The following is a 16,269-nucleotide window of genomic DNA, read 5'->3' as shown; positions in this document are numbered from 1 at the left end:
CTCCTATTCGCCTGCCTGGCGCAGATCTACCGTATCGAGACGGTAGAGCCCCGAATTGTCTTTCGGCACGTTGATCACGAATGGACCCTGCTTGCCGTTCAATGTCACCGTATATGACTTACCCGGTGCGAGCCCGATCAGCCCGAAGCGACCGGCCGAATTGGTAAAGAAAGGCGATGGCTGAAAGTCTTCATCCGGATCGTCGGCACGCACTGTCCCCGAAATCAGCGAGACCGGTTCACCGTTCGAAACCAGCGTGCCTACCGCGCTGACGAAGTGATCGTTGCCAACGGTGATGCGATAGCCGCTGCGATAAGGTGGATCGACCCGCACCGTGCCATCGCCGATGTCGTAGCCCGGTTGCAGGCTGTCCACGTCGTACTGGATGTCCTGGCCATTGTACGAGGAGAGGTCTCCCTGCAACGCCGCTCCCAGAATGCCACTACGCGCATAGTATTCTGCCCCAGTCAGGCTGCGCGAGGTGATCACGGCATTGTCCTTCAGCGTCTCATGCGGCTTCACCAGGGCAAAGGAATCCCCGATCGGGCGACCAACGCCGAAGCTTCCGCCCGCATAAGCGATTGATGTGCCGACTTGCAGGCGCGCGCGTTGCTGATCTGCGAGATGGCCGATGTCGGACCCTTGCGTGAAAAGTGACGCGCGTGCGTCGAAGCGATTGCCGATGTAATCCAAGCTCCCGTCCGCGGATGTTTCGCCGCGCGTATCGGTGAAGCCGAGATCGTAACCGATCGAGCCAACCGTGCTGTCGTTGCCCTTTGATACCGTTGAGCGGAAAGTTTCCGTCCGGCTGCGATAATCGGCATTGGCGCGTACCCCGCCACCCAAGGCGAAGGAAAGAGCAAGACGGACCCCGAAGTTGCTTGAATAGAATTCGCTGTCGCCATACTCGACGCCTGCCGTCAGACGGATCCGATCCGTCAGGCGATGGATCACATCGCCGAAAACGGTTGTGCGGTTGCTGAGGCCACCACCCCGACGCGTATGGATCACGCCAATGCTGGCATAAGTGCGATCGGTGAAGCCCTGGGTGTAATTCACGCCGACGTTCAAAAGATTGAAATCGTTGGGCACGATATCGCCGATCGTATCGAAATTGCGGCTTTCGAAGTCGACATTGACGCTAAGTTGGCTGGAATGGGTCAGGCTTGAGCCCGAGCGATAACGGTAATTGGCGCGCAAGGCATAGCCGGTCCCGTTGTTGCCGCGGCTGACCGCCGCTTCAATGTCGAATGCCCCGGGTATGACCTGCGGCACGAACGAGGCGGTCCCGCCCAACAGTTGTACGCGCTCGGAAGCTTGCACAGCGCCGCCGAGGATGACGGTGCGCGACAGGGCCTTGCGGTAGAAGCCGGTGAAGGCAGGGTCCTTGCCGTAGTCCGGCTCGAAGGTGAGGTTGCTGGCGATCATGCCGAGTGCAAAGGAATATTCCTCATCGCCGGGCGCAAGGTCGAGTGGTTCGAAGAAATAGTCGAGATTGACCGTCTGCTGTCGACCGAAGGAATCGCGGATCTGCAGCTGAACGTCGTTCGAGCCGAGCTGGACCGGCAGGCTGGCGAGGTCGTAAGTTCCGGACTGGAGCTGGAATGACTGATACTTCTGGCCGTTGATGATCACGTCGACGGTCGAGGAGTTGTCGAGGAAAATCTCGCGGCCACCCAGCCTTGCGGCAGGCAGGAATGGATCGAAGATCTGGCGGCTCTTTTCAACTGCGATGCCGCCCAGGAAAGGCGTGCGCAACAACGTCATCGTGTTGAGCCGGAGATCGCCCGCCGAGAAGCGACGGTACTTGTCCGGCTGATCGTACACTGCACGAGTAGACCTGCGATAAAAGCTGTAACCTTCGCCAAACTGGTCGGTGAAGGCACCGTCGTACTCCAGAACCAGGCCTGCGACCCTTGTCGCGCCGGTCAGAAATACGTCCGGATTGGCGAACCCGGTGTCTGAAAGATAGTCGACGTTGGAGACGAGATTGAGGTAGGAGCTGAAACCCGCTGGGGCGATGACCGGCAGATCGATGCGGGCGCGGTTCTCGCCTGCTTCACCCAATGTTTCGACCCTGCGGATAGAACCTTCGATCGAGGAGACCTGAAGTTCAAGGCGACTGCTGTCGAACGCAAGGTCGACGCCCATCGATTTCAGGTCGGCCGCTGCGACATAGGGCCGCCCGGCAATCGCTTCATCGAGCCGTACATGGCCGGTATCGTTTAGCAGCTTGTCGAGCTCGCTGCGCAAAGTCTGGCTATCGATGCTGACCCCGCCATCCTTTGCGACGTCGATTAGGACGTCGCCAAGGACCTTGGTTCCGGAAACCAACGGCACGGTAAAGGCCATCGCGCGCGAAGCGGGGCGGGGTGCCGGAATGTCCGCGGCCCGCGAATCCTGTGGTCTTTCCGTGGCTTTCGCGCTCGTTGTGCCGTCTTGCGCGAGTGCGGCCCCGGACACCGCCATGGCATAGCTGCTGACCAGCAGCCCAAGGGCGATTTTGCGGCCCCTCATGATCGGATCAGAGCTTCAGCTCGACTGACACAGAACCCTTGGCAAGGTCCTTGTCGACAGGCACGAAGAAGCGCCTGTGCTTGCCCGGGGCTATGACGCCCACGCCGATGATCTTGGAAATCTGTTCGCCGGTGAAGCTCTTCTCGAAGGGTTCGCCGGTGGTCGTGGTGGCCCTGATCAGCCAATCGGAAGTCCCCGCGAGAAAAAAGCGGTTGCCATCATTGCCGACATCGACGGCAATGCCCTTGAGAATGCGTGGCTTGCTGGCTGGAGAATCCTGGGGCGCATCGGGATCGACCTCGGTCTTTCTCTCTGACAATGCGACGCTGCTGACCACGGGAAGCGGCTGCGTGCCATCGGGCACCACGTTGACCAGGACATTGTAATTGATCACGACTTGGACCTGGGTCGCCTGATCCGGCATCTCGACCGGAACCTGTCGGATCGACATATAGTAGATCTGCGAGGCTGCCATTGCCTGCTCGCCGACGTACTGGATGCGGAAGACCTGCTGCGAGCGGCTCTCCACGATGGCCTGCGCGGGAAAGACCATGAACTGGTCGTCCGCCGGGGTGAGGCTCAGCTCGCCGTCGGGGCTGATATCGCCCCGCATCATCTGCACTTCATAGGGGATATTGCGCGTGCTGTCGTTTGTCAGTTCGACGCGCGCGATCGAGTTACGGCCGGCCGGTTCCAGATCGACGATCATGGGCGATACCCGCGCTGCTTCTGCAGTAAGCGGGACAAGGACAAGAAACGCGGCGACAAAGGCCGTCAGAATTCTGGAAAGCATTGATCCGCTCGCCAGGCTTGCTGCCCGGCGCCCCCCATAGGAAAGTCTGGTTCTATTCGTAAGGCCGTTGAAGCCCGCGCAGTCATCAACCTTGTCAAAGGGACGGTGCCGGGCAAATCAGGGGGAAGGCTAAGCCCCTCCCCCTGTGCGCTATGCTCAGACGGGGCCGAGCGAAACGGTCGCGACGTCGCTGTACTGGCCAGCGAGGGGGCGCTTGGTGTTAACGCCCGACGGGATCACGATACGCAGGATCGCGTCGTCATGGAAGGCGTCGGTCTGCGTGCGGGTGCGGGTCTTGCCCGGGGTGCTCTCGGTGTTGAGGAAGACCGGCGAGAAGGCCGAACCATCCGAGGGACGCAGCGAAGCGTGGTAGTAGATGATGTCGGTGAAGTCTGCGGCATCGGGGCCGTCGTTGACTTCATCGGTGGTGAGGCCGCCATTCTCGGTGCTCAGGGTGATGCCGGCCGCATAGTTGCAGCTCGCCCAGACGTTCTGGTAATTGTTGTCGTAATCGGTGGTCAGCGTCAGGGCATCAGTGCCGGGCGCACGGTTGATCGAGAGGTTGCCGAAGTTGACGTTCTCGGGATCCTCGATGCTGCATTCCGGCTTCACGTTCGCGCGGATGCGGAAGTCCTTCGAGTCAGAATCCGCGGCAAAGGCAGGAGTCGCGATGACGGCGAGAGCCGCGGTGGCAAGAAAAAGCTTCTTCACTTGTTATACCCCTTCAAATTGCACTTCCATGTGTATGCGCCCGGGAACTGCGACCCTGTTATTCACCGACTGCGAATCAATCGGCCCCGTGACGAAGGTTAGCTAACCTATGGAAGTAATTTAAAAAAGGATGGGAGAGCATTGTGGTTGTGGTTTGCTCCACAACCCTACCGGGAAACCGCAGGATTCCGTGAAATTACGTAGCGATAAAAGAGCTGCCTGTCCCCAACTGAGACAGGTGAAGGGCCTGGTATGTCGCGATTGGCGCTCTTAATGCATTCAACAACAAGGGGTAAAGCGGGTCATGAGATAAATCTGTTAGGTAACTATCGATGGGGTTCGTCGGTGTTCCGAGGCATTCGCCCGCCGGGCGAGCGATCGAAGCTCAAATTCGGCTCGTTTCGCTCGATCCACGCGCTGGCTTTGCACTTATCTTTAGCAGAAACTAATCATTCAATCTGACGCGAGGGACCTCGACTGAAACTTGGGGCCGTCATGGGCGGTGTCGGTCGTCAACTCTACGCCAATGCTGGTGCGTAATTGTTGGCTTGGCTTGTCATGCGGCCAACTTCGAGGGCTGACGTTCTTGCCCGCGCTTCGCACATTGGCCCGAAATGGCTTTCGGCTCAGGAGCTGCGTGCCGCTGGTGCCCGCGGCTGTATCACCTTGCGCATGGGCCTTGCGAACCAGAAGCTCCAGACAGCGAGCGATCCCAGCATGGTGAGGGCCAGTCCGGAGAGCGTCACCACGATGCGAAAGGCCAGCCCTCCGACTTTGGCTGCATGAAGTGGATAGAGCGCGTTGTAGCCGACGACGGTCCAGGACAGGTCAGCGGCATCGCGCGCAGCAACGAGTTTGCCCGTATCTGCCGCGAACCAGACCGTCGTGCGCCCATTGGGCAGCCATTCCTGTTGGCCGCGCATTCGCAGGGTGATCAGCCCACTGTCATTGCGGGGCAGCGATAGGCTGCGGACTTCCGCATCGGGGAAGCGCCGGCGTGCGCTTACTATCATTGCAGCCCAATCGAGATCCCTGGCGATGGCTACGGGCCGGTAGCTCGGCGCGGCAAGGGCCTGGCTGATCTCTTCCGGTGCGCCGGGCCCGAACAGGACGGCCGCCATCGGACGGAATACGAGCACGGCGCCGGTCACAAGCGAAACTGCGAGCAAGGGGGCGAAGACGGCACCGAGATCGCGGTGATGTCGCAGGATTGCAGGGCGGGTGAGGCGTGGCGGTACAAGCCGGAAGCGGAAAGTCTTGCGTGTGCGCCACCAGAGGATGAGACCGCTGATCACGAAGAACAGCCCGCACAGGGCGGCAATGCCGATCACGAACTCGCCGCGCTCGCCAGCGAACAGGTGATGGTGGAAATCGAAGATCCAGAGCTCGGGCCGCTGCCACTGACTGGACCAGGTAGTTACCCGATCGCCCGTCTGTGTGACGTAGGCGCCCGCGCCATCGGCGAAAGCGAGGCGATCGAGGCCGAAATCGGCAGTCGCGAAAGTGATCGATTGCGGCCTGTTGGCGGCACCTGTCATGAGGCGCTGCGCCGTTTCGGCCAGCAGGGCCGTCTCCTGCACTTGCGGGTCGCTGCTATGGGGAAGCGTGATCCACGCATCCTTGTGCAGCAGGATCGTTCCCGTCAGGCCGAGCAGTGCCAGCAGGAGGCCGATCAGGCCCCCCGTCCAGCGGTGCAGGGTGTCGAGCAACTTCATGACCGCCGGCACGTCAGAAGCGATAGTCCCAACCGAACGTGAAGTTGCGGCCGCGCCCTGCGAAGAAGTGGGCGTTGTCGGTGGGGCGCACGGTCTGGGTATAGTAGTCGATGTAGAACGTATCGAAGATGTTCTGGGCCGCCAGTGTCAGGGCGCCGAAGCCGGTTTCGTAGCGCAGGCTCACGTCCGTGACGTCGTAGCCATCGAAAGCGTACGTGTCGCTGAAATTACCGGGTGTGCGCTCGAATTTGCGGGACAGGAAAAGCAGCGTCTGGACCCGCGCTGAGAATGGGCCGCTGCGGTAGCTGGCGGCCAGGTTCAGGCGGTCGGGTGAGATGTTGGCGCCGTCGAGATCCCGGTCCACCGTGTCGATGCCATCATTTGATCCGTCGGTGCGGCCGATAAGGTGGGCGTATCCGGCTGATAGCAGGAGACCGGGGAGCGGTGTCTTGGCCGACAGGTTGATCTCCAACCCCTCGATTTCCACCCGCTGCCGCTGGACTTCGAAGACGCCGCCGGTCCGCACCAGAAGCGAGCCGTTCTTGCTGGTGGACCAGAAATAGGCGGCGCTCGCATCGAGCGGTCCGCGTTTCGCTTCTATGCCGATTTCGCGGTTGTTCGAGACGATCGGACTGATGTTCACATAGTCGTCGATGTCCACCCCTGCCGAGTTGACGGCGCGTGCAATGCGGCCAACGTCGGGGACGGTATAGCCTTCCGCATAGCTGGCATAGGCGCGCAGGCCGGCGACCGGCTCAAGGATGACGCCGCCGTTGAACAGCGTGTCGCTGAACCTGGGCGTGCCTCCCGAAACATCGAATCCGCCATAGCTGGCCAGCGTCGTGTAGTCGTCGATGGAGATCTTCACGTCTTCGTAGCGCACGCCGCCGGCAAGGCGCAGCCTGTCGCCCAGCAGCGCCAGGTTGAACTGCGCGAAGGGCGCGAGGCTGCGATAATCCGTAGGCGGAACCCAGCTGCGATCGGTAGCGATCAGACGCTGTTCGGTCGCGTCATACAGCACATCGAGGCCAAGCGTTGCCGTCAGTGCTTCCAGACCGGGAACCTTGCGCTCGTAGGAGAGCTTGCCGCCATACTTGCGGCTGCGGTTTTGCGATTGGTCGAACAGCGAGCCGAAGGGCGCGATGGAGGCGTCCTGGAAAGTGGCGATGAATTGCTCGCCGGCGATGACCGGTTCGCCGCCGTATGTGTCGCGCGAGCGGTTCCAGAACAGCTGGGCCATGAAACTGCCGCCCCACAAGTCGCTGTCGGTCAGCGTCAGTGCCGCGCTTTCCGTTCGGTTCGTCGCCGATTTGCCCGGCGGTGACCCGCGCACCGATGTCGTCGGCAGATCGATGGTGTAGTCCCCATTCTCGGGGACGTAGTCGCCTTCGCCTTCCAGTTCGAAACGACTCAGCATCAGGTCGAGCCGTGCCGTATCCGAAAGCGCGTAGCCGAAACGGCCGAAGACGGACCAGGAACGGCTATCCTGCGTTTCGCCCTGGGTCAGGTCAGCGCCGATACGGCGACCTTTGCCATCGTAGTAGACGCCGCGCTTGTGGAAGGCGGCGCCAACGGTCGCATCGAAGCGTCCGCCACGCCAGCCAATCAGGCCCGCGACCTTGCCGCCGATCCCGTCGCTGCTGAAGCCGTTGTCCGCATTCCCCTGCACCATGACGCGACCGGAAATTCCGTCATGTTGCGCAGGCCCCACCGTCACCTGGTTGACGATGCCGCCGGTGCCGCCAATGCCCTGGAGCGCGTTCGAACCGTAGATCACCTCGACCCGGTCGACGAAGAACGGATCGATGGTGAAGCCGTCGCGTGCCCCGTCGCGCAGAGGAGCTGTCTGTGGAATCCCGTTGATGGCATAGAGCGGGGATCTTCCGCGCAGCGTTTCCCCCGCTCCTGACAGCTTCTGGCGGGTCGGCGAGAAGGACGGCGTGAGGGCAGACACCGCGTCGACAACGGAACCGCCGATCGCCACTTGCTGTGTAAGCGTCGCATTGTCGAGAACATCGATCGTCATCGGCAAGGCATTGGCGGGCAACTCGGTGCGTGCCGCGGTTACGATAATGGGAGCATCTGCCTTCGCATCGAAGTTGACCGGAGTCTGGGCGAGGGCCGGAGCTGAACCGATGGTCATCGGCAAAACGAGCAGGGCGCGGCGAAACTTGACGGACATATGATCTCCCTTTCGGCCGAGCGATTAGGGAACTGCTGGTGATCTTGCAAGTCATTATCAATAAAGTTGCAATGAGAGGGTAGTCCATTCCATTCAGTGCATGGCGGGCCGCGACTTTGCTTTCGGTAGACGGGCATGACAACAAACCCACATTTGTGCTGATGTGGGCTCGTGAAAATTGGCGAGGGTCCCAGGCGAGGTTCCCATGAGCCGGCTTACAATCGACATTTCTGAACAACAGCACCAGAGCTTGAAGGCCTTGGCAGCCTTGCAAGGCAAGACAATCAGGCAATATGCGATCGAACGGCTTTTCCCGGCCAATGCGGGTACCGATCAGGCATGGCAGGAACTTGAAGCACTTCTGAATGAGCGCGTTGCCCAAGGTCTGGCGGGCGGCATTTCAGCCAAAAGTGTTGGCACGATACTGGATGAAGAACCCGGCGAAGATAGCCGGGATTGACTGCTCCCTATGTTCTGACGGCGGCAGCCGAAGACGACTTGCGTTCGATCATCCGCTAGACCCGCAAGCAATGGGGAAATGCACAGGTTCGTTCCTATATTTTCAAGCTCGAACAAGGTATGGTTCGCCTTGCGATTGGCCTGGGATCGCTCAACGAGATGAGTGAACTCCACCCGGGACTTCGGATGGTTTACTGCGAAAACCACTTTATCTTTTGTCTGCCACGCGAGGCCGAACCGGCGCTCATCGTCGCAGTCCTTCACGAGCGTATGGATCTGGAGATGCGTTTGGAGAGCAGACTGTCATAGGCCGAGCCTGACAGATTTGCGGGCGCCCTTCGCAATCCCTGTACCGCAAAGCCCTTGTTACACAGGGTTCGTCTATCGAAGATGCGGATGCCCGATATCGATAGCTTGTCGTCACGGCGCCAACGGTTGTCCTCATTCGATCAGTTTGGGATGTCGCGCTCCTCTGGCGAGGAGCCTCGCGTCCGTTCGGATTGAGAGAGTTAGAGGAGGGACGGGATTGGCCGTGACGGGTTTTGAGCTGGGAGAGAGGCTCCCGGCGCCCGTCATGGAGATTTCCCATGACACAGGTGGAAGTTCTGGACGGCGCTCGCAAACAGGCAAGTGGTTACAAGGTTGACCTTGCCCGGGGCGAGCGGATCGGTCGTGTCTCCTCGGAGTGGTTCTCCCGGCCCGATGACGAACGCTACCTTTCCTTGTCCCAGCTGTTTGAGGCCGTCCACGGCCGTGCCGAACGCAGTCGGACCCGGACGCTGGAGAGCGCCGAGATCCGGGTGGAGGCGAGCCGCGATGATGCAGAGCGCCTATCGCTGATGCTGCCGGGCTCAGACCGGCCGGTTGCGCCCACGCACTGGAGGTTCGGTCAGCTCGCCAGTCTGGTTGGCGCACCGGCCGCCTATCTGCGCCAGCTGCCCGCGCCGCTGGCCGGTATCAACCTCCAGTATGGCCTGACCGCACATCGCGCCGAGCAGGTGAAAACGCTCGAGGCCGAGGATGGTCGTGTCGAACTGCGGGCCATGACCGGGCCCGATTACGGTCGTTATCTGAACAGTCAACCTGTCTCACCGACGGTTCACTGACCTTCCATCCCATCGCTGAGCCCCTTGCACGCCCCTGATGCGGGCGATGCCGGCGTGCGCTCGCAGCCATTTTCCAGGAGATCAACATGGCATATCGCAAGCAGATTGGCGACCGCGTTGACGTCTACACGCGCGTCACCGCAGAGATAATCGCGGCCATCGAGAACGGCGCCGGCGACTGGCGGGCTCCATGGCATCACCATGGCACCAGCGTCGCGCGCCCGGCCAACGTCAGTTCGGCCAAGCGCTATCGCGGCATAAACACCGTGGCGCTCTGGGTAGCGGCGATGGCGGGCGGCTACAGCGATGGGCTGTGGGGCACCTACCGCCAATGGCTCGAAGCGGGGGCGCAGGTCCGCAAGGGCGAGCACGCCACGACCGTGGTGTTCTGGAAGCAGGTGTCCTCTGCTGCCGACGGCGACAGTGACGAGGACGAGAACGGCTATCGCAAGATGTTCGCGCGCGCATTTTCCGTGTTCAACGTGGCTCAGGTTGATGGCTATGAGGCGCCGCCCGTCACGATGCTCCCGGACGCGGCACGGCATGCCGAGGCTGAAGCCTTCATTCGTAACCTGGACATCACGACCGTCTTTGGTGGTTTGGAGGCCTATTATCGTCCCTCGACGGACACTGTGTGCATGCCCCCGTTCGAGTGTTTCCGCGATGCCGCCTCGTTTTACGGTGTCTGGCTCCATGAGAACGGTCACGCCTCGGGCGCCAAGCACCGTCTCGATCGCGATCTGTCAGGCCGGTTCGGTTCCGCGGCCTATGCGGCGGAGGAGTGCTGCGTGGAGATTCTGAGCGGTCTCGTGCTCGCGGATCTCGGCATCGCCCACCATCCACGCCCCGATCACGCGGCGTATATCGCATCGTGGCTCGAGGTGCTGAAGAACGATCCAAGCGCGATCTTCACGGCAGCCAGCAAGGCGCAGCAGGCCGCGGACTGGATGCACGCCCAGCAGCCGACGCCTCCGACGCAAGAGGTTGTATCATCGTCGCAGGATGGGGATGACGTTGCCGATGTCGGCATTTCGGCTGCACTCCTCGCCGCGTAGCAAAGCCCGCACCTGGGTGTGCTGAGCGAGGATATTCTCGCTCGCGGCTCGCGATTGCTCGCCGTTGTCGACCGGCACCGGAGCGGCCCCTTGGCGCCCGGCTTCGGCCTCCCGCAGTTCGGACCGGATCGCAACCGCCCTGTTCGCGGTAGCGCGGCTCACACCCGCCTGCCGCGCCAGATTGGCGACCGACAGCCGTTCATCGGCTGCCACGAGCTGCGCCAGGGCCTCCCGTAACCGGCGTTCGGTTTCGGCGCTGACCGGTTTCATGGCGACGGGCTTGCCCACGGGGCGATCACCTTCTTCATACGGTCCCGATCCTCTCGGATGGCCGTGCGCTGGGCGGCCGACAGGCGCTTGCTCCTCAGCAGTGCATCGGCATCGTCGATGGCGGATTGCCATGCCGGAACATGGCGGCTCGTGATGCAGGAGTTCGGGCAGCGATCCGGCGCGCAGTTCGAGAGCCGCGGCGCCGCACCTTGGTCGGCGTTCCGCAAGCACAGCGCGGTCGCGCGATCGAAGAAGCAGTCGTTGAGCACGCCCACATGCAGCGTTCGTGCGAGATGGGCGAGCATCGCTTTTACCCGCTTCTCGTCGGCCACTATACCGGGTAGGTCGGCGGCGGTTGCCACCCGCCTCATTTCCGCGGTGATGCGGACAGCCACCGGGCCACCCAGCTTCTCGCCTCTTCGATGGCCCTCATATTGGGCGACGATGTCATCAAGCTGGCCGAGCGCGCGTTCCTGCTCAACCTCCTGCCGGAACCCCGATGCCGAGACCCCGGCATAGCCGTCGAACATGGCGACCGAGGCGTGCTTGTACTGGATCTTCCCAGCGACCACGCCGAACGGCCTGTTGGCTATATACCAGGCCAGCGTGCGCCGGAACTGGCGCGTGTTAAAGACCCAGTTTCGGCCGTCGACGAGGGGAACAACAGGTTCTTCGCGGGAGCCATATCGCCGGTCGAGGTGCTCGCGGTAGCGATTGATCTGTTTGACGATATGAGGGAGCGTGCGCTCGATGGCTGAGCCCCGGTCAAGCACGACCCACAGGCCGTCATGCTGGTGCGGTGCCCGGTGACGCGCGGCAAGGCGCTCGGCAACCTCAACAGCTCGTTCGACCGGTGCGATCGTCACCCATTCTTCAACCTCACCGCGGGCACCGCGTCCCTTGTAGATCATGCTTTCTATCGCCAGGCGTTCTATCATTCCGTCGACGCTCTTTCGCCGCTTGATGCAGCCTGGACGCATTGCCTGGATCTCACCGTCCCGCATTCCGGTCAGATAGGAGCACAGGATGTAAGCTGCGGTCTGCAGATGACGCTCCTCCCGCACCAGGTCGAACGCGTCGAACTGCTCGCGCCATGCACGTCCGCTGTCAGGATCCTGAGCGATCGGCGTATCCATGCCGCCGCGTTCGATGCCGAGCTCTCCCACGGCTGCGGTGAGAAGATCATAGGCCTCTTCATTTTGAACCATATTGGTCGGATGAAGCCCGGCTTGGAGTGCGATCAGGCGCATGTTGATCACCTCGCCGCCATGGCGCCCAGACCGGAGGATTGCATGACAGATGCCTCCCAGGCGCCGCGGTGCATTCCATATCGGTATGCCCCGGCCTGCCTTTCTGCGGCCCTCGATCCAGCTCGTCATTTTTTCCACTACGCTGCCGCCGCGCAGAGGTCGTGGTCGCGCCGCATAGGCTGCCTCCAGCGCATCGAGTTCCGCGCGGGCCGCGAAGATATCGGCTGCAAAGACGTCGATATACTTGATCGACCATCGTATGAGTGCCCCGATCACCGGCTCGGGTATGCGCGGCGTCAGGTTCTCCGACGGCCGACCATTGCAGCCCGCGACAGTATAGATCGCCCGCCCATGCCAAGGCACAAAGCGCAGCCCGCCATGGGTCAGGAAGGGCGCCAGACGGCGAAGTTGAACGATGGGGCGCAGACATTCCGCAACCCTGCTCGGTTGCAGGTTTCGTGCCTGGAGTCCGTGGAGATATGCATCGAGCGTCTCCTGGTTGATATAGGCGGCATCGAACCGACCGCTTCGCTCGCGAACGAACGTCATAAAGCGGCGCAGCGTCGCCAGCGCGGTGCGGGTGGAGAGCGGGCGCAGTCGCCCTGCGCGATCGGGGAGCAACTCGTTCAACCAAGCATAGATATATTCCTTGGCCGTCAGACGCTCGAGAGGGCAGGCGATCCCGCTGAAGTCGATGGTGCGGAAGGCGTTGCGCGCGGTGACGTGGAAGATTGCGGGATCAAGATCCCAGATATCGTCGTGGAACCGCGACAGTCTGGCACGGTCGGTGCCGTCCTTGAGCGCCATCGAAGCCAGCACGACATCATCATGGGCGCGTATCGCGGAGATGCCCGGTGCGGGGACAGGCTTGCTTCCGCTCATATTCGTGCCTCCACGGGCAGATAGAGCAGTTCCGGACCCGCCGTTTCAGCCTCGGTGCGGGCTGCCTCGACCAGCGCCGGCGGGAAGGCTGGCAGGATCTGCGTGGTGACGCGCCACCAGGCTCGCCCGAACTTGCTTGCCCACTCGTCGGTGTCCAGTGTTTCCCGCTGCGCGAGCATGAAGGATTGGAAGGCGACGAGCGCAGGCAGCTTGCGAACCGTGATCACCGCGTTCTCGCATTCAAGGCAGCCCCAGAAGGGCGTCGGGCACGCCTCGCCGGCCGATCCGAACGGGCTTTTGAAGAAGCTGCCGCAACGGGCAAGCCAGAGATCCTTGCTGGAGGCCGATCTTCGATGCGTTGAGGCGACACCCTGCTCCTGTGCGTCGACGTCGGGCAACAGGATGGTCGGCCTCAGCGCCATTTCCAGCGCATCACCGATGGCCTCCGCGATGGTCCGTTCGTGGATGGGGCGGAGGGCCGGGATTTCGGCATAGTGCCGCGCCGCTACCGGTATCGAGTGCCCAACGGCGAAGTGCTCGAGCTGCCCGCCGGTCTTGCGATACCACTCGGCCTTGTTGGTCTTGCGAAGGCGCCCCAGCGACAGGTGCAGCGGCGCGCCGTCATCATCGAGCAACTGGTGATGACGGACAAAGACCTCGACGCCTTGGGGACCATCGTCGCTGGGCAGGCGAAGCCCGGTGATGGTCCAGATCGCCCATAACCGATCGGTTCCGAGATGCCCTCGCGCCCGTTCGGTCAATGCGACCGCTAGCCTGATCAGGCCGCCGGGCGTCCCACTTCCGCCATCTCGCACACGCAGGCGTTTCCATTCCGATCCACGCGCGCGACGCTTGTAGTATTCGATCTCGACATAGCCCTTGGTGGGATTGCGCAGGCAGTCCGCCTTGAGGCGCAGCAGGCATTCCATCTCCATGCCCGTCTCAAGAGACAGCAGCACGAGGAACGCGATGAAGTCGAGCCGGGTCAGATAGAAGCCTGCATGCAGACCCTCCATCGTGTTGTCGATCCCGCGATACCGGGCGAGCTGGACGAAGCGTCCGACGTCCCTGCGACGCGTGCCGACCTGACCCAAGCGAACGATCGCGTCGATCACGGCGGTATAATGCTGGTGGACTCGACTGCCGATCTCCATGCGCTCCGGCAGCGCGGGTCGCGCATCGCCCAGTGCTATCCGGCGTCGCGCGTCTTCGGTCTGTACGCGTGCGGCGTCTCTGAGCCGGCTTGCGATGCCGCTGCTATAGGCATCTCTAGGCTGGCTGACCCCGCCTTCGCCGTGACCGATGAAGGTCAGGCGTGCGACCGTCTCCTGCGAGAGCGTGCCGCCGCGCATTTCCGGCGCGAGGCGCAGGAGACCGATCAGCGTTGCGAGAAGGTGACGCTGGCGGAAGCGCCCGCCGCCATTACGCTCCAGCCAGAGTTCGTAATCGTTGATCAGCTTCGTATCGATGTCGCCGAGCCGGCTCACCGACAGGTCATCGCTATCGAGGAACATCCAGAACAGCCCCAGTTGCTTGACCTTCCGCCGAACCGACCGGGCAATGGGGCTTGGACCCATCCGGCGTATATATTCCTCGAGGAACACCGCCATTTCGGCCGCCAGCTTGGGGCGTTTCCAGTCTCGCAGGTCCACCAGCACCTGGCTGCCGTCATCGCAGCGAACGGCGAACCGCCGGGGATCCAGCACCGTTGCGCCCACGGGCGGCGCTGGCACAGCTTCCGGGAAGCGAGCATGGTGCCCGCGCTTCACGCCGCCTCATCCGGTGTGAGATCGAGCCCCCACTGATCGACCGCCGCATCGACGATCGCCTGACATTCGTCGAGATGATCCAGATAGATATAGGTGCTTTCGATCCGGCTATGTCCCATCAGCCGCTGCAGCTTGAGCAGGGGATCGCCGATCAGGCGCCGATAGACCGAGCCGGCTTGCCCGGCACCCCCGCCGGCGACCCAGCTGACCTGCTCGCGCAGAAGCAGGGCAAGCATATGGACAGCAAAGGCGTGCCTCAGCATGTGCGGGGTCACGTCGATCTCCAGTCCCAGCGCCTGACAGCGGGCGCTCGCGCGCATGAAGACAGCCTCCCACGCCGGCATCGTCATCGATCGTCCGGTTTCGGTGAGCCACAGGCTCAGGGGTGCGAAGGTATCTGCATCGACGAGCCTGGCGCGTTCGGCGGGAGACAGGCGATCGACACTGACGACGGCATCACGGTCACCGTCGATAACGCGAAGGGATCTGCGACCAGTCGGCATAGCGAGGATCGGCCGTGTGTTCGAAGGTAGGATGCGGCCTGCTCGCTTGCCGACGGCATTTTCCCTTTCGATGCGCGCATAGTCGTGCAGTTGGGCGAGCAGTCGCACGGGCAGGCGGATATCCCGGCCACGTCCGCCTTTCGCTGTGGCCGAGGCAAGCCGATACGGCACCGATCGGATCGACGGGTCGAGAAGTTTATGGCCCGGAAGGTCGCCGAGCAGCAGGCTCGATGCTTCCTGCAACCTCAGCCCCGTCGTGATCAGAAGCTCGGCGAACAGAGCGTTGCGCTCACCATGGCGCCCGCGCCAGTGCGGATCCTCACGTCCATCCGGCAGCCGGCCTCGAAGGCCGACATCCCGGAACAGCATATAGCGCTCCAGATCGACGAAGCGCATGTCACCCTTGCGCGCCCCCGGCTCGCGCGCGCAGTTGGCGGCTACGGCCTGAAGCGGTCTGTCCGGCGCCGACCGGATCCAACTCTGGCGATAGGTGAACGGCAGCTTGGCGATCAGATTCTGATCGCGTGCCCAGCGATAGAGCTTGTCGAGGGCCGCTACCGCGCGGTTCCACGACGCGGCCGAGATGCGATAGGGCGGCTCCGATAGCCGTCGAGCATGGTGGAAGGCGGCGACGTCATCGCGATCTGCCTCCCAGAGGGATTTCCCATTTCGGCGTTCGCCCAGGAACCGCATCCAGACCACGATATCGCGCGCATAGGCCCGAAGGCTGTTCAGCGAACGCACGCCCAGCGTGGGACAGGAACGGAAGAACCGATTGAGCTGATGATCATAGCTTCCATCGTCGTGCAGGATGAACGGCATCCCCTCCACAAGTCCGCAACTGCTGGCCGCCGAGATTTCGTCAGGCGTCAGCCCGTGAACCTGCCCATCGATCACGACGGTGGAGGGGAGGGAGGAGAGATCGGTGAAGAAGAGCTTGGGGATGGGAAGTCTCCGGGCGCCGATGTTTTGCCGGGGTGGGCTCGAGCCCACCCCGGCAAAACATCGCACCTCCAATAGGAAGGCGATCGATCATGAACCTGTCCCATCATCATTG

11 protein-coding genes and 2 pseudogenes are annotated in these 16,269 nt (G+C 62.3%); 4 read left to right on the top strand and 9 right to left on the bottom strand.

The features are described from left to right. Nucleotides 1-3 precede the first annotated feature (3 nt). From J3474_RS07695 to J3474_RS07675, 5 genes are all read right to left on the bottom strand, one after another. On the bottom strand, nt 4-2,517 hold the full coding sequence (locus J3474_RS07695; protein ID WP_207093670.1) for a hypothetical protein: 2,514 nt from the start codon (nt 2,515-2,517) through the stop codon (nt 4-6). A 7-nt stretch (nt 2,518-2,524) separates the two neighbouring features. Then, entirely contained in the window at nt 2,525-3,310 is a 786-nt protein-coding gene (locus J3474_RS07690; RefSeq protein WP_207093669.1) for a molecular chaperone, read from the bottom strand. A 156-nt stretch (nt 3,311-3,466) separates the two neighbouring features. Next, a complete protein-coding gene (locus J3474_RS07685; protein WP_207093668.1) occupies nt 3,467-4,021 on the bottom strand; it encodes a hypothetical protein in 555 nt (184 codons plus the stop codon). A 626-nt stretch (nt 4,022-4,647) separates the two neighbouring features. Then, entirely contained in the window at nt 4,648-5,736 is a 1,089-nt protein-coding gene (locus tag J3474_RS07680) for a PepSY domain-containing protein (RefSeq protein ID WP_207093667.1), read from the bottom strand. Between the two features lie 13 nt (nt 5,737-5,749). Further along, entirely contained in the window at nt 5,750-7,918 is a 2,169-nt protein-coding gene (locus tag J3474_RS07675) for a TonB-dependent receptor (protein ID WP_207093666.1), read from the bottom strand. A gap of 205 nt (nt 7,919-8,123) precedes the next feature. Here J3474_RS07675 and J3474_RS07670 point away from each other — a divergent pair, with 205 nt between their 5' ends. From J3474_RS07670 to J3474_RS07655, 4 genes and pseudogenes are all read left to right on the top strand, one after another. Continuing rightward, nucleotides 8,124-8,378 carry an antitoxin gene (locus tag J3474_RS07670; protein ID WP_207093665.1) on the top strand — a complete coding sequence of 85 codons (255 nt, stop codon included), beginning with the start codon at nt 8,124-8,126 and terminating at the stop codon, nt 8,376-8,378. Between the two features lie 74 nt (nt 8,379-8,452). Beyond that, nucleotides 8,453-8,686: pseudogene (locus J3474_RS22610) on the top strand (type II toxin-antitoxin system RelE/ParE family toxin); the annotation flags it as partial. Between the two features lie 278 nt (nt 8,687-8,964). Beyond that, nucleotides 8,965-9,468, top strand: a pseudogene (locus J3474_RS07660) (hypothetical protein); the annotation flags it as partial. Between the two features lie 101 nt (nt 9,469-9,569). Beyond that, nucleotides 9,570-10,538: an ArdC family protein gene (locus tag J3474_RS07655; RefSeq protein ID WP_207093663.1), complete on the top strand. Its 969-nt coding sequence runs from the start codon at nt 9,570-9,572 to the stop codon at nt 10,536-10,538. Here the strand turns inward: J3474_RS07655 and J3474_RS07650 are convergent. Genes J3474_RS07650 through J3474_RS07635 form a run of 4 tightly spaced genes read right to left on the bottom strand, consistent with a single transcriptional unit; the run spans nt 10,473 to nt 16,205 of the window. Then, entirely contained in the window at nt 10,473-10,826 is a 354-nt protein-coding gene (locus J3474_RS07650; RefSeq protein WP_242528244.1) for an HTH domain-containing protein, read from the bottom strand. The genes J3474_RS07655 and J3474_RS07650 overlap by 66 nt on opposite strands. After that, entirely contained in the window at nt 10,805-12,940 is a 2,136-nt protein-coding gene (locus tag J3474_RS07645) for a hypothetical protein (RefSeq protein ID WP_207093662.1), read from the bottom strand. The genes J3474_RS07650 and J3474_RS07645 overlap by 22 nt, the downstream gene beginning before the upstream one ends. Next, on the bottom strand, nt 12,937-14,709 hold the full coding sequence (locus tag J3474_RS07640) for a hypothetical protein (protein WP_242528243.1): 1,773 nt from the start codon (nt 14,707-14,709) through the stop codon (nt 12,937-12,939). The genes J3474_RS07645 and J3474_RS07640 overlap by 4 nt, the downstream gene beginning before the upstream one ends. Next, complete coding sequence (locus J3474_RS07635; protein ID WP_207093661.1) at nt 14,706-16,205, bottom strand: site-specific integrase; 1,500 nt, start codon at nt 16,203-16,205, stop codon at nt 14,706-14,708. Before J3474_RS07635 ends, J3474_RS07640 begins: the two co-directional genes overlap by 4 nt. Nucleotides 16,206-16,269 lie beyond the last annotated feature (64 nt).

Source organism: Novosphingobium sp. PY1, assembly GCF_017312445.1.
Classification (GTDB): domain Bacteria; phylum Pseudomonadota; class Alphaproteobacteria; order Sphingomonadales; family Sphingomonadaceae; genus Novosphingobium.
The sequence above is the reverse complement of the archived record's forward strand: the minus strand, read 5'-3'. Positions and strand labels throughout refer to the sequence as shown.